Consider the following 24545-nt stretch of genomic DNA (forward strand, 5'->3'; position numbering starts at 1 on the left):
CCCAGCAATGTGGCTCAGCGAATCGTCGTCGCGCGGGGGTTCAGGGTTCCCGAGCGACCCCGGTTCGAGCGGAATCAGTCACGCCCTGGAGTTGGTTCCAGAACTGGTAATGCACCTCTGTCTTGGGCACGACAAGTTGACTCGGTCTGGGTTCAGGTCCTGCTTGGGATTCAGGGAGATCTTGTTGACATCGAGTTCGTCATTCATCGCTCGTCTCCCTGCACCGTTGAATCTGGCTTCGGGCGGGGTGGACCAGACTCCATCCCAAGGGAATTAGAGAGCAAAATGAGTACCACGGACGCCGGACTTGGTCCTCGGGCATCCCGCCCTAAGCTTCCAGTGCCGACTGCGAGCGGTGTTTGCGGTAGGCGACGACGAGGGAAACCTCGAGTCCAAGAAGGAGCGCGAGCGAGACAACGATGCAGCTACCGCCCCACCGTCCCGCAATCAAGCGGAATGGTGGGGCCGTTTCGATGCGCGAGATGTCGGTGGTGGCGGGAGGAGCCGTCCCCCGGTTCGCTCGGCCGCAGGGAACGTCCCATGGCTTCACGCGACGGACTCAAGTGGCCGAGGGAGCAACTAACTGTGCACGCCGCGATCCGAAGTTTGCCGCCAACAAACCCCCGCCAACCGCGAGAAGCAACATTGGAAGGCCGTAGGCGACCTCGAAGGCGACGACCACCTCATAGACCCTCAATGGCTTCCGAGGGTCGATGAGGAAACCATGCTCTGAACACCATTGATAGGTATCGGGCGGCAGATCCTGCAAGGCAGAATAGATCCTCTCAAGGATCGCATACGGCCAGAGATTGAACGCCCGATAGTCGGCACGGCACCAAGCGGCATAAGCGAGCAGCGCCCCCAGACCGGTCAACTCGAATCCGAACCAGAAGCGGCGACTTCGGCCACGACTGCGGAGCAGGGCGAAGAGCCCGACCTGCATCACGCCTCCGATCAGCCAAAACCCGATGTAAAACTCCGGGGTGCGCAGCGCGAAGCAGTCGAGCGCGACGAACACTACCACAGCCATCATCCCGGCGATCGTTGAGCGGTGTGGTTGCATAGCTTGCCCCTGCTGACTCTCGTCTCGAGAAGTCCCGTTTTGACGGGCAGGTCTCCAAACCAGTTGGACGCGGTTCCCTTTCAGTTCGTTCCACCCGGCCGACGTGATCGGACAGGATTCGTGAGGTGCCGAAAGTGGTCGCGGGTTTCATGGCCTGGAACACCCAAGGCAGGGTTGCGAGGAGTTCAGGCAAGGAGGACGTTCCACGAGACGTTCGAAATTAGCGGGATTTTATCTCCGGCTAACGGTCATCTCAGGCATGGCCCGTATTCTTCGGATGCACGGGAGGGCCGGGCAGAAATGAAGGAGAGACCAGGAGCCGATACGATGCACGCGAGGGTATTCGATACGATCATCCGAACGACATTCGAGGCGAACGCTCTAAAAGCATTAACTGGGATCGCGGCGCTGATGACGTTGCGACTGGTCGATTCGCTCGTGGACCGAATCGTGCGGAAGTTCGCCAATTGGCGAAACGCTACCCCTCGCGCTCGACTGTGAACCGGGGGAGGTTCTTGTTGAGGATATCCGTCGCCAGCGTCGAGACGGTGAGCTTCTTCCGCCTGGCCTCTTGCCAGAGCCGATCGTGGACCTCGTCGGGGAGCCCGATCTTCCGCCCCCTTGCCCCGCACAACGGGCTCGGCGCCAGGCCTCAGCTCGCCCGCGGACCGCATGCCTCTCGGCGTAACTCGGCGAAGCCAGAGCGTACGGTGGCCGGGATCGCATTGAGGCAGCGCCGCAGGAGTCGCGTCAGTGACCATACACCTCAATTGGAGGGCCTGGGCAACTCGGTGAAACTGCAAACATCTGCGAGAGTCTTGGCAACTTACTCAAGCCTCTTGACTTACCCAATTGGGGTGCATGATCACGACTGCCCTCTCACTCACTTTCCTGCGATTCGATGGATGGTGCGGATTTTCCTGTGTCGCATCACCGGTGCCAAGAATCCCATGTTGGAGAACGTCGTGGGATGGCCGTAGCTGAGACCGTAGCCATAACTCGTGCCATCGCCGTAGAAGGGGAAAGCCGGAGCCGCCATAGACCGTAGGGGAGCCGCCATAGCCCAGGTTATTGAACCCCGGGTTGTAGCCATATCCCCCCATGCCCCCCGCCGCCACCTCCACTGTATTGAGCCATTGCCGTTGAACCGGACATGATCCAGATTGTCAACACCAGGGCAAATCCCATCGTGACGCGTGGGCCACCTCGTTGTAACAGCGAAATCATTGGATGCACTCCTGTAGGTGTGTTCCGACCGACGGAGATCGTACCCTCCGAGCCGATTGAGTCTGAGACCGGTCGGGATGGACCAAGCCCCGCAAGACTGACTCGGAGTGACCACCAATCCACATGCCTCACAGAAGTTCTGCGGAAAAAGCAGGGAGAACCCTTCATTGTTCACCTGTGAAGGTGCGGGGTCAGCCCGAGGGCACAACCGTGGCTGTCACAATGCCCCTGGTCCTCACTTAAAGAAGGTACGGGTCGAACGATCACCGTAAAACACGTCAAAGGGTGAATGCCTGGACGGGATGGAGTCCGTGGCCAAGATTTCTGGCCCGGTCGAAGCAGTAGCACGGCCGGCCCGGCCGTATCCCCCTCGGCCCAGGTCCGTTCCTCAGGCTCGCACCGACCCCGAGGGTATTACGTCCGGGCCGGCCGTGCGCCTGCACACCCAACCGTGGCGGTCACCGCGAGAATCATCGGTTCCTTCGTTCGATCGCGGATTTTTGTTTAAAAAGGGTAAGGCGGGAGACATTGCCGCGTGTTATGCACGACCGTTTCGCCTTCCTCCAAATCGGTGGTAAAGTCTGACATGCAGGGAATGTGGGTTTATTGAGTTATTGGTTGATGTTTATGTGAGAGGGAAGCCAATTCCCGAGCTCAGGAAGTCCCACCGGAAATTCAGGCCCAGACCGAGCGGTCGAGCGAGCGGTATCCGACGGCCTCGGCAATGTGCTGGGGGAGGATGACGTCGCTCTCTTCGAGGTCGGCCATGGTGCGAGCCACGCGGAGCACCTTGTCATGGGCTCGGGCCGAGAGCCCGAGTTCCTCCATGGCGGCTTTGAGTAAGCTGTGAGCCTCGGGCCTGAGCGGGCAGAACTTGCGGACTTGCCGGGGCGTCATCCGGCCATTGACGATCGGCCCTTTGTTGCCGAAGCGTTGGGCCTGGCGGGAGCGAGCTTTGAGGACCTGGTTGAGGAACTCGGCCGAAGTCGGGCCTGGGGGCGCTTCGGTGAGTTGGGTGAAGGGGACGGCGGGGACTTCGACGTGGAGGTCGATGCGATCGAGGAGCGGCCCGGAGATTTTGCTGAGGTACTTTTCGACTTGCGGTGGTGTGCAACTGCAGGCACGTCGGGGATCGCTACGGTACCCGCACGGGCAGGGATTCATGGCGGCCACGAGGACGAAGTCGGCGGGAAATGTGGTGCTCCGCAACGCGCGACTGATGGTGACGTGTCCCTCCTCCAGGGGCTGACGTAGCACCTCCAAGGTCTTGCGATTGAATTCGGGGAGCTCGTCCAGGAACAAGACTCCCTTGTGCGCCAGGCTAATTTCCCCCGGCTGAGGTGTGCTTCCGCCCCCGACGAGTCCGGCGTCGCTGACGGAGTGGTGGGGCGATCGAAACGGGCGGACAGCCATGAGCGGCTCGCCGGCGCGGAGCAAGCCCATGGCGCTATAGATCCGGGTGGTCTCGAGGCTTTCGGCGGGTGTCAGGGAGGGCATGATCGTACCCAGCCGCTTGGCGAGCAGGGTCTTGCCGGTCCCTGGGGGCCCGATCATGAGGACGTTATGTCCCCCAGCGGCGGCGATGACCAGGGCCCGCTTGGCATAGTCCTGTCCCTTGACGTCGACGAAGTCTTCCTCGCCGCGCGTGAGTCGGCGGAACACGTCTTCGAGATCAACCGAGCGGGGGTCGATGTCGAGCTGGCCGGAGAGGAATCCGACTGCCTCGGCGAGGCTCCCGATCGGATAAACAGGGATCCCCTCGACGACGGCGGCCTCTGAGGCATTGGCCTCGGGGACGAGCAGCCCGTCGAACTGTCCGTGGGCGGCTGCCAGTGCCATGGCCAGAACGCCCTTGATGGGCCGGGTCTCACCGGTGAGTGCGAGCTCGCCGACGACGGCGTACCGTCCCGGTCGCTCCATGGCGGCCTGCCCGCTGCCGACGAGCATGCCCAGTGCGATGGGGAGGTCGAACCCGCTGGCCTCCTTCTTGAGATCGGCGGGGGCGAGGTTGATCACAACCCGATCGATCGGCCGGCGATATCCCGAATTGACGAGAGCTCGTTCCACGCGATGGGTGCTCTCGCGAACGGCTGCCTCGGCGAGCCCGACCAGGACAGTTTTTGGCATCGAGGCGGAAGAGATATCGACTTCGACCTCAACGGTAACCGCTTCGATTCCGACCAGGGTGAAGGAGGCGAGCTTGGCGAGCATGAAGGCCTCAACCACCCATGTGATGTGTATCGCCGTCAGCGCCATTGCCGCGGCATGATCGACATCAGTTTAGCAGAGCAGGACGTGTCAAACATCCTATCGTTTGAAAATCAACGGTTTGGGCCGACTCGCTTCGGCTTCCTCCGTGGGAATGATGGGACGGCCAAGCATCGATGGATGCTCGTCGAACCAGGCCCGACGCCTCCATTGCAGTGGTGTGTCAGGCAAGTTCTAAGATTCGGTGATGTAGAGCGAATATTCGTTGATTTTGCTGTTGTCTGGGTAAGACGGAGTGTTAGAGATCCTGCGCTTCGCGGTCGCCTTTGCGTCGTGGTCGTCCCCACTCACGGAGACTCAATTCCAATTCCAGCGATTCGGCCATCCCGCGAGCCTGCATCTCCGATCCCCAAAGCCGGTCGCGGCGGAGTTCCGTTCGATGAAACGGACGAAGAAGGTCGTCGGCCTGGATAGGGAAGGCTTTGAACCGCGTTTGCCAAATGTGGCCCCTGGAATGGTCGTGCCTACAGCGGTTTACGTTCAGGTGGACCACAGGTCGAGCGATCTGGGCGGCTGGGGGCCGAACTCGGACCCCGGTGCGCAGGCTATCTGAAGACAGGGGCCCGAGTTCGGCCCCCAGCCACCCAAACGTGAGCCAATCGAGGGTAAACCGATGTAAGATCGGGTGGGACGTGGATGGTGAGGAGCCAGTGCATCCATCGACTGGGTTCGCCATCTTGGAGTGGCCAGAGGGCCATGTGAATGTGATTGGGCCTGAGGTCGCAGGCGACGATTCGCATGGGGCACGGAGGGTGCCCTGAGCCATCATCTCGAGGAAGACGTCGTAGTCGGCGACTTTGTGGAAGACAGTGGAGGGTGCATTGCCGCTGTTCAGGACATGATAGCAATACCCAGTGGCCGAGGCTCGGGCGTTGCGTGGCTCGAATGGACTTTGCGGAGTAGAGAAGAGTGTTGCAGGAATTATTTGCCTATTTTTGCAGGATACTTCAAGATATAGGAATGTCCCATTTGATTTTTCCCCAAGGCGGAATGGTGGTCGTTGGCACATCGCCAGCGTGCAACGGCTTCTCGACAGAGCGAAGGCGACGACTAGCCGCACATAGCAGCCTTGCGGCTGCGGAGCAGGGAGAGGGGGCACATGGGCTATGTCGGGCCCACCCCAGCCTCCATCACCAAGTTCGGTAGGGAGTGCTCGACCCCTTTACTTCGATACCATCTGGGGAATAGTCCTTTATGTCGATACCAACTGGGGAGTAGACAAGGTAGTTGGACGAGTGGAGCCACATTTTCGTCGAATGGATTGCTGCCATAGGATTTTGACATGGGCCGCACATCACGCTCTTCAGATTGAACCCAGTAGGTGTGCGGTCGGGGTCTCTCGGGAGGAGTGGTAGAACGACGTACGGAATAACGTACCCGTTCATCGTCCTGAAGTGAACGGGCAGCCAAGCAGCGTTGGCCGTGTAGACAATACGCCACTCCTGTTCTTCGACGAACCCTGCATTTTTCATGCGAATGAATTCCCCATGCAGCTCATCTCTCAAGCAGATACAAGGAGTAAACATAAGCTCAAGTGCTTGTTTTACGTGCGGATTCTTCCCCTCTTAGTCGAACAAGCCGTGCCTGATGGGGACAATTTGGTCGATCTCCCTCAAAGCGTCCTCATCAAACCAGTCATCGCAGAAGATGAGGCGGGAGACATAGCAGTCTATATGTGCCTTGATGATCTGCCTTTGGTGTGTTGGGCTGTAAACCACCTTGACAATGCGGGCGTTCTCCACGATGGGCGTGGCGGATAGCCGGTCGTCGGGGTCGAATCCGAGGGCATAGCCTAGATTTCGGCCGTAGCCACGCCATTGACTCAGTAGGTCTGACTTTGCACAGAACGATGTGATGTAGGTATCTACCGTGCTGTAATCGCTGAGATAGAACGAGAGATATTTGAGGAAGAGCCTCACCAGCACACTCTCGGTCCTAAGGTCGTCCGCAATGATCTCATTCGCCAGCGTTGATGCGTAAACTAGCTCTTGAGAATCGTTGAGATACTGAGCGTGGGTCGCCCAGACCTTCCCCGTCGTCAAGATTCCCATGAAACCGTCAACACCCGTGTAGTGGTAGAGCGTCGGGGGCATTTCAGGAACATGGTCGTCCGTTTGGATGATAGAGCTAAGGCGAATCCTTTCAACGATCTCCCTAACCTGTTTTCTTAACTCATCAAGACTAAGGGACATAAGACGTTCCTCGCGGGAGCGGCCTTTAAGATGACTCTCGCAAGCTTCCTTGAACAGTAAAATTCAATACGTGTAGGTCGGTGACTCCCGCAATGAATCGCGTCAATGATAAAGATCCCCGACCGGCCATCCTCTATCACTATTTTCAATTCCTCCCCTGCCCTAAAACCGTTGCTGCTCGGCGGTTCACAGAAGCCGCTCATGGAGCGAAGAGTACGACCAACTTGGCGGGCCATCAGGTAGACGTCAATCTCGTCCACGACAGATGTACCATCGAGGGTGAACACACTAGCGGCGAACTGATCCATCATGGCCTCCCGATAGGGTGTGCACGTTCCCTTCTAAGCTATTGTACACTCAGGTCAACTGGAGGTCTATTTGGCCCAATCATCGGATATCGAGCCAACCGGAGATTGCATGACCGCATGCGTTGATGGGCCGCACTGGTTCTGTTGATTAGAATTCAACGGAGAAAATGCAGGTGTCTCCCACGGTGATCGAGTAGGTGCTGTGGCTATCGGGGTAGACGGCACGATGAACGATCGGTATCAAGGCGAGTGTGACCGCTGCCACCACTACCAAGATCATCAGCGTGCGAATCGTAAATCGTTTCATAACCAAGAGGTAAGTCCCAGGGATGATCCGGGTCTAATTGGTCCGATCATCAGAATGTGCAGCCCGCCGGATGAGGAGTGTACGTCGAATTCAGTCGGCCATGCCACGACAAACTCAACACATTTATCCTAGTGTCAGAGTGCCGTCGAAGTGCCACGCCAGTCGACCTCTTGTAGGGGCTTGTCCGACGCCAAGCACCACTCGATTAGCAACCGGACGCTCACTGGCGTTACCGTCGAGTTGCTTTCCCAACGGGGGCAAACGGATCGTCGCCATATCCCTCCGGCGTCGGGAACTCCTGTGAATTCTGGACCGATCACGATCAGAAACGGATCTCCTGGCTGATCGAGATGATACGCCACGATGAGTTGCTTATATTCGGAGATAACGTGAAGCGCCATATCAGGGGAGTCGTAGTCTTCGCAGACGTACCAGAGGAACTGGCGACTCCCCACCTTGATCCTACGACGCCCGCTCTTTCTGACGCCCATGAGAAACCTCCGCTACGAAGGCAGTGAAACACCAGAGGTTAGGGTGTGATTGGGCACAACATCAGGATGTGTAGCCCGCCCTTTACGCCTACGACCGCTTGACAAAGTCCACCGCCTGATGGACTTGTTGAGCGATCTCATCGAGGGTGTAGCCTTTTTCTTGGAACTCCACAAACACGGGGCGAAGTAGGGCCATAACCTCCCGAAGAAGCCGAACTCCATCGGAAGTAAAGCTTCCATTGGGTCCGAGTAGCGATCCCATTGGAGACCTCCAGTGAGGGTGTAATTGGGCCGATCATGAGGACGTTATGTCCCCCAGCGGCGGCGATGACCAAGGCTCGCTTGGCATAGTCCTGCCCCTTGACGTCGACGAAGTCTTCCTCGCCACGCGTGAGTCGGCGGAACACGTCTTCGAGATCAACCGCGCGGGGGTCGATGTCGAGCTGGCCGGAGAGAAATCCGACCGCCTCGGCCAGGCTCCCGATCGGATAAACAGGGATCCCCTCGACGACGGCGGCCTCCGAGGCGTTGGCCTCGGGCACGAGTAGGCCGTCGAACTGTCCGTGGGCGGCTGCCAGTGCCATGGCCAGAACGCCCTTGATGGGCCGGGTCTCACCGGTGAGTGCGAGCTCGCCGACGACGGCGTACCGTCCCGGTCGCTCCATGGCGGCCTGCCCGCTGCCGACGAGCATGCCCAGCGCGATGGGGAGGTCGAACCCGCTGGCCTCCTTCTTGAGGTCGGCGGGGGCGAGGTTGATCACGACGCGATCGATCGGTCGGCGATATCCTGAATTGACGAGGGCTCGTTCCACGCGATGGGTGCTCTCGCGAACGGCGGCCTCGGCGAGCCCGACGAGGACGGTTTTTGGCATCGAGGCGGAAGAGATATCGACTTCGACCTCAACGGTGACCGCTTCGATTCCGACGAGGGTGAAGGAGGCGAGCTTGGCGAGCATGAAGGCCTCAACCACCCGTGTGATATGCATCGCCGTCAGCGCCATTGCTGCGTCATGATCGACATCAGTTTAGCATGAGGCGAAGTGCGAATCATCCTGCTGCCAGAAAATCTTGCGGAGTTCACAACAGGAAACGTTAGGGAGCGGCCACTGTCGCCTTGGTTCTCCTCGCGCTCAAGAACGGGCTGAACAAGGGCCGGCCAAAGCCAGAGAAACAACTTCGGCAGGTGCTCGAGCGGGCAAGAAAACCAAAGGTTCGATTGTTAAGAAAGGTGATAAGAGTTTGATGGAAAGAGCGAAGCGGTTGGGCGATCGCCTTCCTTGAGGATTTTGTGGCGTGGAAGCGGTGACGGGGGACGTGACGCCGTCCCGTTCTCATCGCCCGAGTTCGTGGCGTTCATGCCTTTGATTTTGGCGGTCTCCAACTATCAAAGCGAGAATGCGAGACTCGAATCCGACGAGTTCTCGTTGGTGCGCAACTGCTTTTAATGGAAAGAGTTGCGCTGGATTCGTCGGTTCGCATGCGATGGTGAGGGATAGAATTCGGGGTTGCAGATTCGCCTTTGGCGACGCATTTGCTCTTGGTTCGAGCGAGTTTCCAGAGGCCAGTAACAAGGAATGACCTCTCGCATTACCGTGGAACGTCACCAACTCCGACCACGAGTTGTCCCATGTCCGTCCTAGCCCACCACACTTCCGCCATCGAAAGACTTCAGCGGATGACGAGTCGCCTGGCCGACTCCAGTTTGACCATTGCCGAGGCGAGCCTGCTCCGTTCCTTGATCCATCAGTTGATGGACGAGATTACGACGGGGGGGAGTCGTGTGACGAACCCGGAACGGGTCGTCTGGTCCCAGGAAGAGTGCTCGAACCGAGTCGGGCTGGTCTCGTCCGTCAGTGAGTCGGCCGCCATGTGCCGGGCCGAGTGAAGCACCTCGCGCCGGCCTGTGTCTCGACTCAGGACCGAGAGACGTCAGGGGCGTCGATCCCCAACGCGGTTGCCAGATCCACTTGGTGTTCCTGCTCGTCGATCAGGATCTCGCGGATATGCTCGGCGATGGCGAACTCACCTAGCGCTTCGCACTGGCGGACTCGCTCCCGATAGGCGCGAATTGTCTCGTTCTCGTTTTCAAGGTCGAATCGGAGCATGTCTTCGGCTTTCTCTGACGTCTTCACGGGCTTGACCGTAACCGTTGGCTGTCCGCCCAGATAGTCAATCTGGGCAGCGATCGTCAGGGCGTGAGCCAGTTCCTCTCCGGCGTGGACCTCGAGCTCCTTGGCAATACTCATGTATTGAGCCCCCTTGAGAACCTGTGAGTAAACGACGTAGGCAATGATCGCCTGGTATTCTCGGGAGAGGTCCTCGTTCAACAAGGCGATCAATTCGGCGCGGGTGATCGCCTTGGCATGCTCCGATCCTGTCGATTTGTCAGCCATGATTCACTCCCCATTGGTTTTCGGAAAAAAAAGTCCCAAGACGCTCCTCTCGTCAGCATAAAGAGTGCCGAGCGCGGACTTGCTTTTGTGGGCCCAAGAAGATCGACGAGCGGTGGGATGGCGAAATGTCCCGCCCCTGTGGGTGGGGCGGAGAGGAAACCTCGAGCGGTCATGGAAGACCCCAGGCTCTCATGCTCCACTCGGTGATCTGACTCCAAGGGGTAAAGTCGTATGGGGCGGAGAATGCGTTGTTGTGGATGAGCCAGCCTCACCAATTCGTGCCCACGGCTTGAGCCTCCGCCAAGCTGCTCTCGCAGGAGTTTGGACGACCTCGATTTCCTTCGAACCCTGTCACGGAAGGCAAAATCGTCGTAACCAGAACAGGGAGTTCGACCTCTCTTTGGGAAGACCGTGGGGTGAGGCGAATCGCTGAACGACTCGTCAGACCGCGATGGGTGCGGTCCCCTGCCATCAGGATCTTTCCGCACGACGGTTTCTCCGCTGGGGACAACCGCACACCGGTTGTCCCCAGCGTGAAGACGATCTCGTCGTGAAATGCCACGTGGCAATAAACTTGTGTGTTTTGTTGGGTGGGCCGCGTCTGCTTTGTTTCGGAGGATTTAAAGCGTTGGTGTGTGAGCGATGAGGCGTTGAGGCAGGGAGCAGACGTCCGGAATTCTGGGGGTCATGAGCAGGGGTGGTTCCGGTTCCTTTTTGGGTAGCCGAGGAGCGCGCAGAGACAATGAGGTTCTTCGACCCGAGGCATTGGCCGGTACCGGATCGAGTTCCGGCGTCCCGCCTCGGACGGACACGATTTTCGCGTCAGTCTCTGGTTGGCAGTGGTGGTGACGCTAGAATCACTGAACCATTTGAGCGTGATTGTTACGTGTCGCTCAAGATCTCGCTGCACTTCAGGACTTCCAGGGCCCATTGAAATGGCACTTTTGACCCTACCTCTGGGAATTTGTTTGCTCGTTCTGGCTGATCCGACCATGACGACGGCCGTCGGGACCGGCAAGCAGGGACGCCCCGCGGATGGCGGACCTGCGGTCGAGGCGACCTTGAACATGCCGTTCGACGTCGCGTTCGACTCGGGAGCCAACCTTTACCTCTCCGACACGATGAACCACTGCATCCGCCGGGTCGATGCCAAGACGGGGGCTATTACGACGGTTGTCGGCAGCGGGACCCAGGGGTTTTCGGGGGATGGTGGGTCTGCTTTGAAGGCGCAGTTGAACGAACCTTACGGAGTGGTGATCGATTCGAAAAGGAACCTTTACTTTGCCGATCGGCTGAATCGCAGGGTGCGCCGGGTTGATGCAGGGACGGGGGTCATCACGACGGTTGCGGGGGATGGGTCCAAGACTTACTCCGGTGATGGTGGTCCTGGGGCGCGGGCGGGGCTGGTCGAACCTAACGGCGTGGCGCTCGATCCCAAGGAGGCCCGCCTGTTCATTGCCGACGTGGCCGACCATCGCGTCCGCGTGGTAGACCTCGGATCGGGCGAAATCTCGACGTTTGCCGGGAACGGCCAGGGCAAGTTTGCGGGGGATGGCGGAGCGGCCTTGGCGGCCTCGATCTTTGGGGCCCGTGCGGTCGAGGTGGGGGCGGATGGCACGGTCTTCATTCTCGAACGGCAAGGCAATCGCCTCCGGGGAGTCGATCCCAGGACCGGTCTGATCACGACGCGGGCGGGTACGGGGGCCAAGGGGTACTCGGGCGACGGGGGCCCGGCAAAAGAGGCCACATTCAATGGGCCCAAGGAACTCGCCATCGACGGTTCGGGCGACCTCTTGATTGTGGATACCGAGAATCACGCAATCCGCCGGATCGACGCTCAGACCGGCCTGATCCGGACTGTGGCCGGCAACGGTCGGCGCGGCGGTGAGGGCGACGGGAGCGTGGCCACCTCGGCTCTGCTGGACCGGCCGCACGGCGTGGCGGTGGGGCCTGATGGTTCGATCTACATCGGTGACACGGGCAACCACCGGATTCGAAAGGTAAGCCCGTGAACCAGGGAGGTCGGCGCGCGACCACATGGCCGTTCGCTCGCTTGGGCGAAGCGTCCCTTGTTTTCGCGAAGTCGGGTCTGATCGTTTGATAATCTCCGAGGGCGAGGCGTCTCGAGCCAGGGAACGGAATTCAGGTTTTGACCATGACCACCACGATTGCGCCCCAGTGCTCCGACGCGACGATTCCGCCTTTTGTGCCGCATCCGTGGGTACGTGGCGGTCATCTCCAGACGATTCTGGGCGGCTATCTCCCCGGAGGACGGCTCGGCGATCCGTTCACGGCTCATCTCATTGACGTCGACCAAGGGGACCGCCTGTGTATCCTGGATTCGACCCCGGCGGCGTGGGCGCCGGGGGATCCGGGCGCGATCCTGGTCCATGGACTCGGTGGGTCAGCCAGTTCGCCCTATGTCTTGAGAGTCGCCGCTCGCCTGCTGCGGCTGGGGATCCGGGTGGTCCGGATGAACCTGCGTGGGGCCGGAGAGGGGTTTGGACTGGCGCGGGGGACATATCATGCGGGGCGGACCGACGACGTCCGCCGCGTGGCCGAATGGCTCGCGGCCGAGGCTCCTGGTTCGCCGCTCGCCATCGTCGGCTTCTCCCTGGGGGCCAACCTTGCCTTGAAACTGGCGGCGGAAGCCGTGGATCGCCCGGTGGAGGGGTTCGATTCGGTCCTGGCGGCCAATCCTCCCATCGACCTGGCGGCCTGTAGCCGGCATATTCAGCGCCCCAAGAATCGCATTTACGACCGCAACTTCGTCCGTCAGATCCGCGTCGCAGCCAGCCGGCTCCATGCCTTTTTCCCCGACCTGGAACCCGTCGATCTGACACGCGTCAAAACGGTTCTCGACTTTGATGAACTCTACACGGCACCGAGACATGGTTTCGCCAGCGCGGCGGACTATTATGCGCAGAGCAGTTCCGGTCCGCTGATCCCCCGAATCCAGATCCCCGGCTTGGTCATCCATGCCGAGGACGACCCGTTCATTCCTCCTGACCCGTTTCGTCTTGTTGATTTTCCTCCTCAATTGGCATTGGAATTGAACAGTAGCGGTGGCCACCTTGGCTATTTCAGCCGGACGCGGTGGGGGGGGAATCGGCGATGGCTTGATGCGCGGCTTGCCGCCTGGTTAGCATCGCGTTGGAACCGTGGCCCCTTGCCTGTTTGAGGCGACCTCTCGGACTGAGCCGACACCCCACTTCGATCCTACGAGGGAGGCGAGAACGACAATGCCTGATCGGCGATTTAATAAGTATCGAGCGGCGATCGAAGTGCTGCAGAGTGGTCGCGACGTTTTGGTCGAGAGCCTCGCCAACGAGATCCTCGCGCAAGGGGAAGACTTGATTGAAGGGGGATTCCTTTTCAACGAGTTCTTGGAAACCCAGGGGACTCGACTCCATTTTCTGGGCCTGTTGGTGAGTCAGCTCGAGCAGTCGGCCGAATCACTTGAGGAGGTTTCCGCCCCCCCTCCGCCCCCTCCCAAAGCCCCGCCCAAGCGTCGTCCGAGAGCGAAGGCGAAGAAACTGGAGCAGCAGGCACCCAAGAAGGGGTCGACCGACGAGCATTAGTCGCGAAGTGAGGATGCGAACTCGCTACCAAACTTCAGCCCACGGAGCCGGTAGCTCCAAAGACACGGGTTGGGGACGCGGGAACGAACGCGCCGAGGGCCGGAACTCAGGCGTTCCGGTGCCGGGCGGAGCGATGGATGTCGCCCCGGACAAAGGCGGTAAGCTGGTCGGGATGGCTGAGGTTGAGTTCACAAGGGATCCACTCGCCGGTGGATTCATCCAGGAGCGCGGCACGGACCAAGCCTTGCGGGTTGGCGGACTGGTTACACCAGATCAGACGATCGTCCTCGTTGGTGAACCCCTGGCCGTCCCACTGTCCGACCCCTCCCACGGCGGTCCGAAGCGCGGTTCGAATGGCGATAATGGCCTCGATGGCATCCGGATATTTGCACGTCGACTCCGGGTAGACTCGGATGGCATAAATCGCCCGGACGGTTTCCAGGTAGTCGCTGAGCCAGCGAACGGCCGCCGGCGGGCCGCCTGATTCGAGGCTGTCGATGAATTCGGCGACCTCTTCGGCTCCCAGCGTGTTGAGGCCGACGGGATTGCGTTCGATGGTGGCCCAGACGTTCTGGGAGTCGTTCAGATCGGGACCAATCGCCAGGTAGTTGCCGAGCATTTCGGGATGATCCACGGACCAAACCGCGCCGATGTTGGCGGCGCTGAAGGGTGGCCAGGGGAATTTCCCGGTCGCTGGCGGTCAACAGGCGAAGGTAGTCACCCATCGGCCGACTCCGTGACGAGGTTGCTCGTGAGAGCGACCGAACCCCGCACACCATCGTTTCCCAAGGGAGGCGCCTCGTTGGTGACGTCGATACGTGTGGTGGTAGCGTGATCGGGTCGGAAGCTCACACAAAAATAGACTAACAGTGCCACATCAATCAGGCAAGGGATTAAGAATACCAAGGCGGAATCTCTGGGAAACCAGGTAGATATTTCACCCGCAAGCACACTTCCCAGAAGTGAACCCATTCCCGCGGTAAGCACTGTCAAGATGGCTTGCGCACCGGCACGACGCTCGGCCGGAGCGCGGCTGTCCATGAACACCTGCCCCCCGATTGTGAAGCAAGCAACCCCGACACCTTGGAGCGGGATGCCCGCCAGGACCACCCAGAGTGGCGGGTCGACAGCCAGACTCAAGAATCGAAGGGCCAGGGCGGCGATGCCGATCGCCAAGGTTCCGTGGTATTGGAAGCGATGAAACATCCAGGGGAGGACCGCCAAAGCGGCGATTTCCGGGACCTGGCCGAGGGTCATCGCCGTGGAGATCCAGGCACGCGGCAACCCTCGTGACTCCAGGTGGGTCGGCAAGACTTGATAGATGAAGGGGGTGGTCAGGCAGATGCAAAAGGCCGTCCGCAAGAACACCGAGATCTCGCGTCGGCGGAGCATCGCGACCGCCGCACGCAGGCCCGAGGCGGTCCGATCACCGACCGCCAGCGGGGGGGTATGCGGCAACGTCAGGCTATAGGCTGCGAGGACGAGCGACAGACCGGCCGCGACCCAGAAGGCTTCATAAGCCCCCTGCCCTGCTCGCGACGAACCCGAACTCGCCATCAGCGCCGAGACGAACCAGCCGGCGACCATCCAGCCGATCGTGCCCCAGAGTCGCACCCCGGCAAACTCGTCTCGAGGATTGGCCAGATTGCGAAGTGCGAGCGTGGCGCCGATCACGATCGTCGGAGCCATCACCAGCCAGTAGGCGAGGAACCAGGCGAACAGAGTCCAGGGCGTGACCGAGACTCCCCAGGCCAAGGAGGCCAGGATCGCCGTCCCCACCAGATAGGCCAAAGCCAGGAAACGCTGGGCCGGCATGAGCCGGTCGACCAGTTGCCCTGCGCCCAGTGGCATGGCGAACGACCCGAGCGCCAAGGTCGCGAAAATCCAACCGCGGCCCCGACCGTCGATGCCGAGATCCCGCAGGTGGACCGCCAGGAGTGGCCAGAACGCCCCTTGGATCGCGTAGGTCAACGCCATCATCCCTGCCAGCCGCCACCGCGTTCGTGCGTAGATGCCCCCCACCGTCGGGTTCTCCTGAGTCGTTGCGGACCGGGATCGTCCAGGGACCATTGGTAAAATCAGTAGGCACTGACATCGTGCAATGCTGATCTAAGAGGAGACTAGTAAGTACGGCCTGGCCGATTCCTGGTCAGGCTCAGGGTTCGAGGCCGCGCTGACGCCTGCGTTCGGCCTTGCGCTCCAGCCGGTTGGCCCTGCGTTCCTGAAAGGTGGGGGGGGGTGGGGCATTCGGATCGCGGGGCTTCTGGAGCTGCTTGAACATCTCAGCGGCGCCGCGAACCATGCCATTGCCGAGGATGGATTGGCCGAGATTCTTGAGGGAAAGGTTCATGGCGTCGCGGTCGATTTCCGGATTCTTGAGCGTTCCTCGGATGGGCACGCTGATCCGCTGGTTCTCCACCATGGCGCTGAGGATCGGTGCGTTGCCTACCATGGCGGCCGTGATCGGCAGGCTTGCGGTGAGCTGGAGGTTTCGGTCGAAGTCGACCCATCCATCGAGTTCGACCCGGGTGAGCTGGCCCAGCGGCAGGGCCAGGCCCTTCTGATAGACCCGGCGATCGGCAATGGTCAGCGAGACCGGTTCGTCCAGCTTAATGGTGGGCCGATCGGTCCGGCCGAGTAAGTTCAAGAGCTGGTCGGCGAACGGACCGGGGAGGAACTCAACCTCATCGAAAACGACCTGCCCCTCAACCTTGGCCTCTCGTTTGGTCGGGCCGCCGATCGGGAACTCCGCTTCCACCAGGTCGACGGAGACCCATCCGTGAGCACGCGTGGCGCGGTCGAGCACGGGCGCCACGTACGAGAGGAAGCGTCGCGAGACTTCATCATTGATCTCTGCGTTCGCGATCGACGAGTTTTCATCGAGCCTGATCTTTGACCCCTGCTCACGGTCGAGAGTGAGCACGGGCTCGAGGTGGATCCGCCCGCCGTTCAGTGAGGTGTCGATGACGTCGATGTCGAGCCGGCCGTCGCGGGTTCGAGCGACGATCGGGAGGGGGCCGACGCGGAGCCCGTAGATATTGGCTTTGGCGAGCTCGAATCCGAATTCGAGGTCGATTGCCTTGAGAACGTCGGGCATCGATTCGCCCGCCAAGGGGCCAATGATCCGCCACGGGCGTGGCTTGCCGGAAACGTGGGCTCCAGGCTCGACACGTTCGGAAAGCAGGGTGTTGATCGCGTCCCACTGTGGCGTCAAGGATCCGCGCAGGTCGGCGATGCGCTTGCCCATGGGCTCGGTCAGGCGGCCGGAACCCTCGAGGGTTGCGTAGCGGCTCGTGAGGACGAGCTCGGCCAGTTCAATCGCTTGCGAATCGGTCGGGCAAAGCAGGTTCAGCGAGAGCGCGATCGGGCCCTCATCGCGAACCGGTTCGCCGGTCTGACCGGAAGTCATGAGCGGGTGGACGTCGACCTTGCCCACGAACCGAAGGCCGTCGTCCGTCGATTCAGCCGTCGCGCGAGCGGACCAGGGGCCGGTCAGACCCTTGTTCGTTGATTCCAGATCGGTCGCGATGAGTTGCCGCACTGCCCCAAGATCACCGGCGAACCCGCCCGAAGCTCGGAACGCTCCGGTTCCGCCGAGGCCCGAGACCTGGATCCCTTCCGGGGCGATCGCAATGGCCGACGGCCCCGGAGCCGCGGTGGCGGGGGTCAAGACAAGCTCTCCCGAGGCGCGGTCGTAACGTCCCTTTGCGTTCAACAGGATCGGCTTATCTCCTGGTTTCGCGTTCTCGGCAAGAGTGGCGAGTGAGAGTGCGAGGCGATCGATGACGAGGCCGGTCGAGCCCCATTGGGCATCCAGGTGTCCCTCCGCGCGTCGCGGTGGATCGACCCAAGGGACCGGAGACTTGGCCTCCAGGGTGACGGTGTTCGTGTCCTGGCCCGATCTGGTGGCGAGCTTGACGGTCGTCTCACCGCTGGAGAGATCGAGTCGAGCCGTGCTCCATGAGCTGGGGCGCCCCGAGGCGGCCGCGACGCCGTCGAGCGCCAGGTCCAGGTGCAGGAGCTCGCGTTGGAGCGGGCCCGCCGCGAGGCCGACGACCTTCAAGCCGCGGAGGTCGGTGGTCAATTGCCCTTGGAAACGGGTTCCGACGCGTTGATAGCGGCCCGAGAGATCCCCTTCGCCAGCCAGTTCGATGGCGCCGAAGTCGACCAGGTCACGAAGCTGGCGCTGCAGGCTGGCGAGGTCGAGGGTCCCCGACCAGTCGATTCCGCGATCGACATCCCCCTGCCCCGCCACGTTCAAAAAGGCGGTTCGCACGGCCATCCGTTCGAGTGCGATCCCCTGGCCCTTGTCGCGAATCGCCACCCTGCCGGTCAGCGTGGCCGGCTCACGGAGTGTGAACCGGCGACCGTGCTCTTGGGCCTCAAGATCGCTGACTTTCGCCTCGATGTCCCAGCCTTGCCCTGGCTCTTGCTCTGGTCGTTTGGGATCGTCCTGTGACTCGATTCGGAGCTGGGCCGAGCCGCGGTCGAGAGTGATCCCTTCGCGAAGCCGGAGCGCATGCGGCAACTGACGGGCAAGCGCGGCGAGATCGAGTGTTCCTTCGACCTTTGCCACGGCGTTGGCCGAGGCCGGTCGTTGACCGCTTGCTTTGATCGAACCGAGCGGCGAGGTCAGGTCGAGGCGGTGGACGACCCATGTCCCCTCGGTTTCCGTCAGGTTCCAGGCCCCCTTGATTCGGTCGAGCCGGAGGTGGTCTCCAGCCAGGCGAGACCCGGTGGCGTCGACGTCGACGAGGCCAATCTCTCCCGAGACAGCCCAGTTGCCCGCGTCGCTGCCGAGCGAGAACTGGCCGTCGAGCTGCCCCGCCGATTCCAGGCCGGGCACGCTCACGGCCCAGGGCCAGTGTTGCGCCTGACCTCCACGGCCAGTGTGTTGGCCGCTTTCCAACGCTCGAACCGGCCCCCAATTTGCAACGTGGCGGAATTCCGAATCGCCGGGTTTTCCAGCTCGAGGTTCCAGGCGATCGGCTGGGGAGCCGCCGGGATATCCAGCGTCAGGTTCGCACGCTCCGCCGTTACGGGGACGGGTTGCCCCGCGTTTCGGAACCGGAGCCGGGCCTGATGAATGCGAATGTGCAAATCGGTGCGCGGGTTCTTGCCGAGAACCGGCTTGATCGCTTCGTAAAGGTCGATCGAGCCATCGGCGCGTCGTTCCACATCGAGGACTGCACGCTTGAGGTTGAATGTCCCAAGGCGAGGGCGCTCGAAGAGAATCTGGCGCAGGTTGCGGTCCCAAACGGCGTCGGGCGAGGCGACGACCTGATCTTGCTGCGCATCGCGGAGCACGAAGTTGGTGAGCCGGGTCGGGCGGAACCACGACAGTCGGATCGCGGTAAATTCGATCCCCGCGGGCGCGAGCGTTTGGTTCGCCCGTGCGAGCATCCAGCGCCGAACGGGCCTCGTCCCAAGTGCCCAAGGGATAGCGGCGATTGTGGTTACGAGTAGCAGTAGCAGCGAGCCGAGGGCCAGCATCATCCAGCGGCGTCGAGTCATCCGACCTAGGTTTGTGGTTGCCATTGGTCTCTGGATGGACTCCTCTTCCGCGTGCCCCAAGGGCTGGCTGATCTTCGTCAAGTCCACGATCGAGTGACTCGACTTGCGTCTGCTTCATCTTATCCGCGGGGAGGGGGTAAGAAATAGGTAGACTTTGGAGAGATAGGGTAAGGAAGTCCGCCGGAGAACGGAGGGCCGAGCGAAGCCTCCTTTGTTCTTGCAGGGAGGCTCTCGGCCAGTTCTTTGCTGTGATGGAACGGAAAAAAAGTGTGACGGCTGTGCGAGGGTTCGCTTGACGGTGGGAACGGTCTGAGGAAGATGTGGCGGTGATCTCCGGCCATGACTCGCTTGAAACGCGGCAGGAAATCCAGGTCATCCAAGTCATGGCGTGGGTTGACGGACACGAGTCGTCGAAACGGGGAACGCGTCAGGAGTCGAATCGGTCTGCTCTCGGGGAGCGATCGCACGCCGACTTGGGGACCAGCGGCCCTGACTCTGAGCCGCCGGAGATCATTACGGACGGGTTGGTTGGTGTCCGCCTGGAATTCTCGCCGGAGGTTCAGGATCTTGGCTATGAATCACGATAGAAAAAGTTTTTATGCCTATGAGATGAGTGATATTTCGCGGATGCCGATCAAGACGGCCCCGGTCGGCCGTGACTGGATGGACGCGTCGGAACGCCGGTACGCGTACCGCTGTCTGCCCTTGACGATCGCGAACCAGGCCGGCTGGGTCATTGCCTGTCCGGCCACGTTCGTGGTCACGTGGGACGGCCGAAACACGAGGGAGGGCCTTCGGATTGACTTCGAGCCCTCTACCGAGCCCCGCGATTCCCGAGTCTTGAGCCACTTTGGCAGCGGGATTTTGACCATCGCCATTCCGTATCTGTTTCGGACTCCGGAAGGGATCAACCTCTGGACGAAGGGACCTTGCAACCAGTTCAAGGACGGTGCGCACCCGCTTGAGGGGATCATCGAGACCGACTGGCTGCCGGCGACTTTCACGATGAATTGGAAACTGACCAGGCCTGACCTCCCCGTCCGCTTTGAGCGTGGCGAAGCCATTTGCATGGTTGTTCCCGTGGCCCGAGGGCTGGCCGAGAGTTTGGAACCGCGGCAACTTCCGGTTCAGGCCAACCCCGAGCTCCATCAGCAGGTTTTCGACTGGGCCCGCTCCCGCGCCGACTTCAACGCCGCGCTCAACGTGCCGGACAGCGAGGAGGCTCGCCGCGGCTGGCAGAAGGAATATACGCTCGGGGTGATGGCGACCGGAGTTCGCGCCACGGAGCATCAGACGAGCCTACGTCTCAAAGAATTCGTATGACATGACTCGTCGGCACCTTGGCCACGCTGAACCGGGACGTTTGCCCACGCTCCAGCCTGCGGGGCCTGGAAGATTGAGAGTGGGGTGATTCTCTTCGCCATTGAGTGTGGTGAGTCGGTTGCGGTGCGATCTGGACTCTGGCAATGTAGGGCGACCGATGGTTTTTCCTCCCGCTTCCACGGCTCGGGCTGGTGAGGCGGGGAGGGGTGGGAGGCTTTGCCCGTGGCCCAGTCTGGATATTCGGATGTTGCCGTGACGACTTCCCCGATCAGGGCAGAGCGATGGGCCTGGGGAATCTGCTGGTTGATGTTCGCGTCGACCGTGCTTAACTATATGGATCGGCAGTCCATCGCGCTGGTCGGGCCGATGATCCAGAAGGAGTTTAAGCTCAGCTTCGCCGATTTCGGCTGGGTCTTGGCCTCGTTCCAGCTCTCTTATGCCGTCTTTCAGGTGCCGGCGGGCTATTTGGTGGATCGCTGGAACGTGCGCTGGGCGTATGCCGGCGCCGTGGCCTTTTGGTCACTGGCGGGAATGGCGGCGGCGTTCGCACCTAGCCTGGCCATCCTGATGGTGCTTCGTGCGTTACTGGGGGTGGGCGAGTCATTCAACTGGCCGTGCGGGTTACGTGCGAATGCGATGATCCTTCCCCCGGCCGATCGCGGCCTGGGCAACGGAATCTTCAATTCGGGAGCCGCGGTGGGGGCGGTGCTGACCCCCTTGGTGGTGCCGATCCTGGCGGCCAAGTACGGTTGGCGCACGGCCTTTATCGTGGTCGGGCTCTTGGGTTTTCTCTGGGTGGGGGTCTGGCTGGTCGCTCTTAGCGGGCAGCGGCGCGACGTTTTCGCGGGCCGATCGGGGGCGAAGCCGCCACCGGTGGACGACCTGTCGGAGAACACCTCAGGGCTCTCGAGCCAGGCGATCGTCGGGTTCGGCAGCGTGGTGGTAACGGCCACCCTGGTGTCCTTGACGGCCTTTCGGTTTGGGCTGCCGGCGATCTGGTGGGGAATCACAGTGCTCATGGTCGGCCTGTTACTGGCGGCCCTGCTTCTTCCGATGCAGTCGCTCAAAGGGGCCGACTGGGCCCAGAGCCTGGGCGAGATTGTCAGGCTCCGAAGATTCTGGATTCTCGTTCTGGTCTCCGTCTCGATCAACGTTTGCTGGCACTTCCTGGTCAACTGGCTGCCGTCGTTCCTGATCAATGACCGAGGCATGAAATACCTGGCCGGCGGACTCTTCAGCACGTTGCCGTTCCTGGCGGCCGACGTGGGGAACATCGGAGGTGGAGCCTTGTCCTCCTTCCTGGCCCGTCGCGGGATGAATGCCGTGAAAGCCCGCATTCTTGTCATCTCGCTCTGCACGCTGTTGATTACGGGCGGAGCGCTGGTCGGCTCGGTTTCAAGCAACATCCTGGCACTCATCCTGATTGCGTTCATGGCGATGGGGACCGCGGCCTTCATGGCCAACTTTTTTGCGTTCGTTCAGGAGGTTTCGCCACGACACACGGGGCTGGTCGCTGGAATTCTGGGGGGACTCGGTAATCTCTTTGCCGCTGGGTTTCATCCGGTCGTCGGTTGGGCCAAAGACACAACCGGCAGCTTTGCGGTCTTGTTCGTGATCGTGGGCCTGATTCCGTATGTCGGATTGGGCGCCTTGGTTCTCGGGTGGGGGAGCCAGTCGGGGGAGGTGGAATCGAGCTAGACGGGTTTTAGCGAATCTGGCATGATCCGCCGCGATCCTGTCAAGAGGGCGTTCGCCCCCTCATTTCTTCCGGGGCGACGTCTCGGTCCGGACCGTCTTTGGTCCTTCGCAAGGTGGTACCGTCATGAAACGTCTCATCCTCGGACTCGTTTGCGCGTGCTGCTGTCTCAGTGGCTGTGAGTTGCTCGAGCACGACAAACGATCGAAGTCGGGCGACCAGCCTCACGAGCATGAACAGGCGGAAGAGACCGACAGCGTGGGCGCGGTCAAGTCGGCCGCCCCTAAAAATTTCTTTTTCGGAAGCCGGCTTCCCGGCGCCTTGAGTTCCGATGCGCGCGACATCGAGCGAAGCCTGGGAGTTCCCTGATCGACCGAGGTACCATGAACCCGATCGTGCGGGCCGCCTTGAACCGACTGCTCGGCAACCGGGGGGAGCGCCACGCCGCGTCCTTCCTGCGGGGGCAGGGATTTCGCATCCTGGCGAAAGGCTACCGCACGCCTCTCGGCGAGATTGATCTGATCGCGCGAGACGGAGACGTTCTGGTCTTTGTCGAAGTCAAGTCGCGGCGCCAGGGGCAACCGGCCGAGGCTGTCACTCTGGAGAAACAGCGTCGGCTGACCCTGGCCGCGCTCCAGTTCCTTGCTCAACACCGGCTGCTTGAAAACCAGAGGGCGCGGTTCGACGTCGTCGCGATCGTTTGGCCGGATGATCGCAAAGCCCCTGTCGTCGAGCACTTCCGCAACGCATTCGAAGCCGTGGGACGGGGCCAGATGTTTCGATGATCGAATGATATTTCAAACGTTCGTTGCTCCCGCCTGACCGTTCCTTCGGTCATCTTCACTCCCTCTTTTCGGTTCTTATATTGAAGCCGAGCATGCAAGGCAACCCACTGCGCGGAACCTCGCTCTGTGCTGCGCGTCCTGCCAATCGGGTGGTGGGGGAGATTGCAGAAGGGAGTGTTAATATAGTGAAAAAACTCAAACAGGCAAAGCTTGGGGCCACTGATTTCGGTGAAGTCTGGAAAGAAGTCCTTCCTGGCATCTCGCTTGCTTGGCTAAGTGCCGACGACATCGACGGTCGGTTTGGCCAGGTGTTTGGCCATGTCGACCAACCGGCAATGGTCGGTCTGTGAGAGCCGATCAAGGAGGGGACATACAATGATGACGCTACGATCGGTCGGGTTGGGACTGCTGGCATTGGGTTTTCTGGCTTTGCCTGCGAGGGCGGATGACAAGGACAAGAAAGTGGTCATGGATCTTCCCGGCCCAATCGACAGCCTGGGAGATGTTCAGGATTCGGGTCGAATGCTCTTCATGATGGCCGACACGAACAAAGACGGTCAGATCTCGCAGCAAGAAGCGATCGACGCAGGGCATTTACTTGTCGGCGGCTATTTCTTCCGCGCGGACAAAGATGGCAATGGAAGCGTCAGCAAGGAGGAATCCGCTCAGGCCCGCGAGGCTCTGCTGGCGCAGCGGCCGATCCTGCGAGTGATTGTCCAGCGAGCGCAGGCGAAGGACCCCAAGGTCACGGCCGCGACGCGTAACGTGCAGCAGGGGGTGATGAGTCTGCTCGACACCAACAGCGACGGTCAGATCCAGGGACCAGAGGTGCGGCAGGCGGTCCAGTCGACTGTCCAGAGCGTGTATGCCGTCGCCGATACCAACCGGGACGGCCAGATGAGCCCCAGTGAGGTGAATGCGGCAGTGGCGGGGCCGCGAGGTCTGTGGTTCAGGCGATGTATCAGAAGGCAGATACCGACGGGAACGGTCAACTGAGCCAGGCTGAGTATGACAAGGCGATCATCGAGCCGGCCAACTTGGTTTTCTCAGTGCTCGACGCGAACAACGACGGCCAACTTTCTCCTCAGGAGGTCCAGGCCGCCGAGCGCGCCCTGTCCAGCCAGATCCGTAAGATGAACCTGCCCGAGCCGGCAAATTCGCCCAGGAATTTGATCGAGTCGGGTCGCACTCCTGCACAGGTTGCACCGCTACCGAACTTCAACGCGGCGGGGACCCCTCCCGCTCAACCTCAGCCTCAGCCACAACCCGCACCGGCGCCCCAGCCCCGCCAATAAAGACGGTGGATGAGAGCGACATGCTCACCGCTATAGACGGGCGGAGTTGAAGTCACGAAACCGCGGAGGGGAGGCTATGGCCTTCCCCTCCGCGGTTTTCCT

22 protein-coding genes and 1 pseudogene are annotated in these 24545 nt (G+C 61.0%); 12 read left to right on the forward strand and 11 right to left on the reverse strand.

The window, feature by feature from the left end; genetic code table 11:
* Positions 1–559: 559 nt before the first annotated feature.
* From V5E97_RS28945 to V5E97_RS28955, 3 genes are all read right to left on the reverse strand, one after another.
* Positions 560–1063: a hypothetical protein gene (locus V5E97_RS28945; RefSeq protein WP_406695037.1), complete on the reverse strand. Its 504-nt coding sequence runs from the start codon at positions 1061–1063 to the stop codon at positions 560–562.
* Between the two features lie 478 nt (positions 1064–1541).
* Complete coding sequence (locus tag V5E97_RS28950; protein WP_406695038.1) at positions 1542–1697, reverse strand: hypothetical protein; 156 nt, start codon at positions 1695–1697, stop codon at positions 1542–1544.
* 1268 nt (positions 1698–2965) lie between these two features.
* Entirely contained in the window at positions 2966–4501 is a 1536-nt protein-coding gene (locus V5E97_RS28955) for a YifB family Mg chelatase-like AAA ATPase (protein WP_406695039.1), read from the reverse strand.
* Positions 4502–4937: 436 nt separating this feature from the next.
* Here V5E97_RS28955 and V5E97_RS28960 point away from each other — a divergent pair, with 436 nt between their 5' ends.
* Entirely contained in the window at positions 4938–5111 is a 174-nt protein-coding gene (locus tag V5E97_RS28960) for a hypothetical protein (RefSeq protein WP_406695040.1), read from the forward strand.
* Between the two features lie 1012 nt (positions 5112–6123).
* On the opposite strand, the gene V5E97_RS28965 is transcribed toward V5E97_RS28960, so the two are convergent.
* The 3 genes and pseudogenes from V5E97_RS28965 to V5E97_RS28975 form a co-directional block, all read right to left on the reverse strand.
* Complete coding sequence (locus tag V5E97_RS28965) at positions 6124–6750, reverse strand: hypothetical protein (RefSeq protein ID WP_406695041.1); 627 nt, start codon at positions 6748–6750, stop codon at positions 6124–6126.
* Between the two features lie 456 nt (positions 6751–7206).
* Positions 7207–7338, reverse strand: coding sequence for a hypothetical protein (locus V5E97_RS28970; RefSeq protein WP_406695042.1), 132 nt, complete (start codon positions 7336–7338; stop codon positions 7207–7209).
* Between the two features lie 805 nt (positions 7339–8143).
* Positions 8144–8812, reverse strand: a pseudogene (locus V5E97_RS28975) (magnesium chelatase domain-containing protein); the annotation flags it as partial.
* 671 nt (positions 8813–9483) lie between these two features.
* On the opposite strand from V5E97_RS28975, the gene V5E97_RS28980 reads away from it, so the two are divergent.
* Positions 9484–9741 carry a hypothetical protein gene (locus V5E97_RS28980; protein WP_406695043.1) on the forward strand — a complete coding sequence of 86 codons (258 nt, stop codon included), beginning with the start codon at positions 9484–9486 and terminating at the stop codon, positions 9739–9741.
* Positions 9742–9769: 28 nt separating this feature from the next.
* On the opposite strand, the gene V5E97_RS28985 is transcribed toward V5E97_RS28980, so the two are convergent.
* The gene (locus V5E97_RS28985) at positions 9770–10249 is read right to left on the reverse strand and encodes a ferritin-like domain-containing protein (RefSeq protein WP_406695044.1); all 480 of its coding nucleotides are present in this window, start codon (positions 10247–10249) and stop codon (positions 9770–9772) included.
* Positions 10250–11184: 935 nt separating this feature from the next.
* On the opposite strand from V5E97_RS28985, the gene V5E97_RS28990 reads away from it, so the two are divergent.
* The 3 genes from V5E97_RS28990 to V5E97_RS29000 all read left to right on the forward strand — a co-directional run bounded on the left by V5E97_RS28990 (position 11185) and on the right by V5E97_RS29000 (position 13830).
* On the forward strand, positions 11185–12261 hold the full coding sequence (locus V5E97_RS28990; RefSeq protein WP_406695045.1) for an NHL domain-containing protein: 1077 nt from the start codon (positions 11185–11187) through the stop codon (positions 12259–12261).
* Between the two features lie 143 nt (positions 12262–12404).
* Entirely contained in the window at positions 12405–13430 is a 1026-nt protein-coding gene (locus tag V5E97_RS28995) for a YheT family hydrolase (protein ID WP_406695046.1), read from the forward strand.
* A 61-nt stretch (positions 13431–13491) separates the two neighbouring features.
* Positions 13492–13830: a hypothetical protein gene (locus V5E97_RS29000; protein WP_406695047.1), complete on the forward strand. Its 339-nt coding sequence runs from the start codon at positions 13492–13494 to the stop codon at positions 13828–13830.
* Positions 13831–13936: 106 nt separating this feature from the next.
* Here V5E97_RS29000 and V5E97_RS29005 read toward each other — a convergent pair whose 3' ends face one another.
* The 4 genes from V5E97_RS29005 to V5E97_RS29020 all read right to left on the reverse strand — a co-directional run bounded on the left by V5E97_RS29005 (position 13937) and on the right by V5E97_RS29020 (position 19344).
* Positions 13937–14449 carry a hypothetical protein gene (locus V5E97_RS29005; protein ID WP_406695048.1) on the reverse strand — a complete coding sequence of 171 codons (513 nt, stop codon included), beginning with the start codon at positions 14447–14449 and terminating at the stop codon, positions 13937–13939.
* Positions 14450–14547: 98 nt separating this feature from the next.
* Complete coding sequence (locus V5E97_RS29010) at positions 14548–15900, reverse strand: MFS transporter (RefSeq protein WP_406695049.1); 1353 nt, start codon at positions 15898–15900, stop codon at positions 14548–14550.
* 85 nt (positions 15901–15985) lie between these two features.
* Positions 15986–18682, reverse strand: coding sequence for an AsmA family protein (locus V5E97_RS29015; protein ID WP_406695050.1), 2697 nt, complete (start codon positions 18680–18682; stop codon positions 15986–15988).
* Entirely contained in the window at positions 18679–19344 is a 666-nt protein-coding gene (locus V5E97_RS29020; protein WP_406695051.1) for an AsmA family protein, read from the reverse strand. Before V5E97_RS29020 ends, V5E97_RS29015 begins: the two co-directional genes overlap by 4 nt.
* Before the next feature lie 573 nt (positions 19345–19917).
* On the opposite strand from V5E97_RS29020, the gene V5E97_RS29025 reads away from it, so the two are divergent.
* From V5E97_RS29025 to V5E97_RS29055, 7 genes are all read left to right on the forward strand, one after another.
* Positions 19918–20667 (forward strand): DUF6065 family protein, encoded by a 750-nt coding sequence (locus V5E97_RS29025; RefSeq protein WP_406695052.1) that lies wholly within the window; start codon positions 19918–19920, stop codon positions 20665–20667.
* Positions 20668–20889: 222 nt separating this feature from the next.
* Positions 20890–22365 carry an MFS transporter gene (locus tag V5E97_RS29030; RefSeq protein WP_406695053.1) on the forward strand — a complete coding sequence of 492 codons (1476 nt, stop codon included), beginning with the start codon at positions 20890–20892 and terminating at the stop codon, positions 22363–22365.
* Between the two features lie 124 nt (positions 22366–22489).
* Positions 22490–22732 carry a hypothetical protein gene (locus V5E97_RS29035; RefSeq protein WP_406695054.1) on the forward strand — a complete coding sequence of 81 codons (243 nt, stop codon included), beginning with the start codon at positions 22490–22492 and terminating at the stop codon, positions 22730–22732.
* Positions 22733–22746: 14 nt separating this feature from the next.
* Positions 22747–23148, forward strand: coding sequence for a YraN family protein (locus V5E97_RS29040; protein ID WP_406695055.1), 402 nt, complete (start codon positions 22747–22749; stop codon positions 23146–23148).
* Between the two features lie 92 nt (positions 23149–23240).
* On the forward strand, positions 23241–23498 hold the full coding sequence (locus V5E97_RS29045; protein WP_406695056.1) for a hypothetical protein: 258 nt from the start codon (positions 23241–23243) through the stop codon (positions 23496–23498).
* A gap of 25 nt (positions 23499–23523) precedes the next feature.
* Entirely contained in the window at positions 23524–24144 is a 621-nt protein-coding gene (locus V5E97_RS29050; protein ID WP_406695057.1) for an EF-hand domain-containing protein, read from the forward strand.
* Positions 24105–24443, forward strand: coding sequence for an EF-hand domain-containing protein (locus tag V5E97_RS29055; RefSeq protein WP_406695058.1), 339 nt, complete (start codon positions 24105–24107; stop codon positions 24441–24443). Before V5E97_RS29050 ends, V5E97_RS29055 begins: the two co-directional genes overlap by 40 nt.
* Positions 24444–24545 lie beyond the last annotated feature (102 nt).

This window comes from Singulisphaera photorubra (assembly GCF_045290345.1).
Classification (GTDB): Bacteria; Planctomycetota; Planctomycetia; order Isosphaerales; family Isosphaeraceae; genus Singulisphaera.

Coding starts and splice junctions, on each gene's coding strand:
- V5E97_RS29005 (WP_406695048.1), bottom strand. CDS start 14,449: ATGCTCGGCAACTACCTGGCGATTGGTCCCGATCTGAACGACTCCCAG.
- V5E97_RS29010 (WP_406695049.1), bottom strand. CDS start 15,900: ATGGTCCCTGGACGATCCCGGTCCGCAACGACTCAGGAGAACCCGACG.
- V5E97_RS29025 (WP_406695052.1), top strand. CDS start 19,918: ATGAATCACGATAGAAAAAGTTTTTATGCCTATGAGATGAGTGATATT.
- V5E97_RS28970 (WP_406695042.1), bottom strand. CDS start 7,338: ATGATCTTGGTAGTGGTGGCAGCGGTCACACTCGCCTTGATACCGATC.
- V5E97_RS29050 (WP_406695057.1), top strand. CDS start 23,524: ATGATGACGCTACGATCGGTCGGGTTGGGACTGCTGGCATTGGGTTTT.
- V5E97_RS29055 (WP_406695058.1), top strand. CDS start 24,105: ATGTATCAGAAGGCAGATACCGACGGGAACGGTCAACTGAGCCAGGCT.
- V5E97_RS28955 (WP_406695039.1), bottom strand. CDS start 4,501: ATGCTCGCCAAGCTCGCCTCCTTCACCCTGGTCGGAATCGAAGCGGTT.
- V5E97_RS28945 (WP_406695037.1), bottom strand. CDS start 1,063: ATGCAACCACACCGCTCAACGATCGCCGGGATGATGGCTGTGGTAGTG.
- V5E97_RS29000 (WP_406695047.1), top strand. CDS start 13,492: ATGCCTGATCGGCGATTTAATAAGTATCGAGCGGCGATCGAAGTGCTG.
- V5E97_RS28960 (WP_406695040.1), top strand. CDS start 4,938: ATGAAACGGACGAAGAAGGTCGTCGGCCTGGATAGGGAAGGCTTTGAA.
- V5E97_RS29045 (WP_406695056.1), top strand. CDS start 23,241: ATGCAAGGCAACCCACTGCGCGGAACCTCGCTCTGTGCTGCGCGTCCT.
- V5E97_RS29040 (WP_406695055.1), top strand. CDS start 22,747: ATGAACCCGATCGTGCGGGCCGCCTTGAACCGACTGCTCGGCAACCGG.
- V5E97_RS29020 (WP_406695051.1), bottom strand. CDS start 19,344: ATGACTCGACGCCGCTGGATGATGCTGGCCCTCGGCTCGCTGCTACTG.
- V5E97_RS28965 (WP_406695041.1), bottom strand. CDS start 6,750: ATGTCCCTTAGTCTTGATGAGTTAAGAAAACAGGTTAGGGAGATCGTT.
- V5E97_RS28980 (WP_406695043.1), top strand. CDS start 9,484: ATGTCCGTCCTAGCCCACCACACTTCCGCCATCGAAAGACTTCAGCGG.
- V5E97_RS28990 (WP_406695045.1), top strand. CDS start 11,185: ATGGCACTTTTGACCCTACCTCTGGGAATTTGTTTGCTCGTTCTGGCT.
- V5E97_RS28985 (WP_406695044.1), bottom strand. CDS start 10,249: ATGGCTGACAAATCGACAGGATCGGAGCATGCCAAGGCGATCACCCGC.
- V5E97_RS28995 (WP_406695046.1), top strand. CDS start 12,405: ATGACCACCACGATTGCGCCCCAGTGCTCCGACGCGACGATTCCGCCT.
- V5E97_RS29035 (WP_406695054.1), top strand. CDS start 22,490: ATGAAACGTCTCATCCTCGGACTCGTTTGCGCGTGCTGCTGTCTCAGT.